Annotated in this window: 2 protein-coding genes and 1 pseudogene; 2 read left to right on the top strand and 1 reads right to left on the bottom strand. The window is 48.6% G+C overall.

The window, feature by feature from the left end; genetic code table 11:
* A pseudogene (locus tag ON064_RS18055) lies at positions 1-290 on the bottom strand (alpha/beta hydrolase); the annotation flags it as partial.
* 204 nt (positions 291-494) lie between these two features.
* On the opposite strand from ON064_RS18055, the gene ON064_RS18050 reads away from it, so the two are divergent.
* Together ON064_RS18050 and ON064_RS18045 are read left to right on the top strand one after the other, a co-directional pair.
* Positions 495-1,232 (top strand): hypothetical protein, encoded by a 738-nt coding sequence (locus tag ON064_RS18050; RefSeq protein WP_274625850.1) that lies wholly within the window; start codon positions 495-497, stop codon positions 1,230-1,232.
* A gap of 65 nt (positions 1,233-1,297) precedes the next feature.
* On the top strand, positions 1,298-2,236 hold the full coding sequence (locus ON064_RS18045) for a ring-cleaving dioxygenase (RefSeq protein ID WP_274625849.1): 939 nt from the start codon (positions 1,298-1,300) through the stop codon (positions 2,234-2,236).
* Positions 2,237-2,246 lie beyond the last annotated feature (10 nt).

The following is a 2,246-nucleotide window of genomic DNA, read 5'->3' as shown; positions in this document are numbered from 1 at the left end:
CCGCCGCCATGGATCCATAAGATAACCGGCAAGGGGCCGGTAGCGTCTGCCGGGTAGTAGAGATCCATGAAGGCGTTGTCAGACGCATGATAGCGAATGTCTTTGACGACCTCGACATGGGAAGCGACTTCCGCGAAATTCGGAGGCGGGCTATATATGGCAGAGCCAATAATCGGGGCAGCTTTCTGCTCTTCCGTCAACTGGCTGGCCAGCACAAATCCAGCAGAGGCTAAGAAAGCCGCTGCGAGAAGTGCGAGTATTTTTTTGGAAACGGATCGTTTGCGTTTCATGAGTTCCATCCTCTGTGCGGCAGCTACACCGAGATTTCAATCAAGCTTATTGCCATCCTATCACGTGCCCTCCTGCTCCTCAAAAGATTAACTGTCATGAAATTGAAATGGAACTGTAAGGTATTGGGGGTTCGACGCCTGCCAAATCGGGTATTTAGATGAGAGGCCGATGGGTCATTTCTAAGAGTTGAAGGAGGGGTTTTCATGTTCGGATTGAGCGATTTGATAGCACTGGTCATATCTGCATTTATCATTTTACCGGTCGTTGTCTTTATCCGAGAAGCAGGCTATTTAATCGTTAGTGCCTTGCTTGGCGCGAAGAATCCGCGTTTAACAATCGGTTCAGGTCCCCGAGTCTTCAAGATCGGTATGTTTGACGTGAGAAAATATTATCATTTATATAGTTGGTTTGCCTACGATGATTTGAAGAGGCAAAGCAAATTCGCATACATCATGCTTTATGCCGGCCCGATCTTGGCGAATGTCATCGTGGCATTCATCGTCAACGCACTAGTTGCCAATGGGGTTTTGGATCAATACGAGACTTTCTGGAACCGGTTTGTGTTCTACGGTTTCTATTTTGTACTGTTTGACGCTGTGCCGATGAAAACAGCGAATGGCATGCCAAACAACGGAATGATCATCTATGAAATGCTGCGCTACGGAAAACGCACCGATTTTAATGAGGAGCCTTTCCTTCCATCGACAACCGAAGTCGAAGAGCAATACGAAGAGGAAATGGAAAAAGTAGAAGAGATGAAGGAAAATCAAAAAGACATCATTGAAGACGATGAAGATTACTCAGCAGAGCAGCAGGAAAAAGAACGCCGTCAGAAAGAGGATATTGAAGAAAGTAAGGAGCGGCAGAAAGAAGAATTGGAAAAATCCAAAGAATTGACGATTAAACAGCGTCACGAGCCGAAAGGCCAGCGCCCTGAGTGAAGGCAATATGCAATAAGGTTTGTCGTGATATGATGGTCATGTCGAAAAAGAGGGAGTGAATATACATGGGTGAAAGAACGAAAGGAATTCATCACATTACAGCGATCGTCGGGGAAGCGCAGGAAAATACCGATTTTTATGCCGGAGTTCTTGGCATGCGCCTCGTCAAGAAAACGGTGAACTTCGACGATCCGGGTACGTACCATTTGTATTTCGGAAACGACCAGGGATCGCCCGGCACCATCATGACCTTTTTCCCGTGGGGCAAAGCCTATCAAGGGAAAGTGGGAGACGGCCAAGTCGGCGTCACGGCTTTTGCTGTTCCGGAAGGCGCTTTTTCATTTTGGCGCAACCGGCTGGAGAGCCATAATGTTGTGTTCGAAGAGCAAATGCGCTTCGGTGAAACGTATTTGCGTTTTCAAGACCCGCATGGCCTTCAGCTAGAGCTGGTGGAGCGTGGAATGGGCGAAGCGAGCGGCTGGACCGGAGGCGGCATTACACAAGACAATGCCATCAAAGGTTTTGCCGGCGCTGTATTGTTTACGGCCAATGCGGCCAAAACTGCCGAATTATTGGAAGAAGTGATTGGCTTCGTGCGCAAAGAAGAGCAAGGTGATTATGTCCGCTTTGTCTCGGACGGTGAGTTTGGAAACATATTGGATATCAAGCAGACTCGCGTTGGAACGGGCCAAATGGGCGTTGGCACAGTCCATCACATCGCATTCCGTGCGGACGACGACGTCGATCAATTGGAATGGAAAAACCGTGTCGAAGCTTACGGGCTCGGTGTTACGCCAGTCCAAGACCGCAATTATTTCCGGTCGATTTATTTCCGGGAATATGGCGATCTGCTCTTTGAAATTGCCACTGACCCGCCAGGCTTCACAATCGACGAAAGCCCGGACGCGCTCGGCGAGGAATTAAAATTGCCAAAGCAATATGAGCAGTACAGGAAACGCTTATTGGCGGAACTGCCGCCAGTATATGCGCGCCCGCTTGAATAGCAAAGAAAAA

The organism is Planococcus sp. A6, from assembly GCF_028823615.1.
Lineage (GTDB): Bacteria > Bacillota > Bacilli > Bacillales_A > Planococcaceae > Planococcus.
This window is presented reverse-complemented; position numbering and strand designations above follow the sequence as displayed.

Excerpts from the sequence above, each read along its gene's own strand:
- ON064_RS18050 (WP_274625850.1), top strand. The coding sequence starts at position 495 with ATGTTCGGATTGAGCGATTTGATAGCACTGGTCATATCTGCATTTATC.
- ON064_RS18045 (WP_274625849.1), top strand. The coding sequence starts at position 1,298 with ATGGGTGAAAGAACGAAAGGAATTCATCACATTACAGCGATCGTCGGG.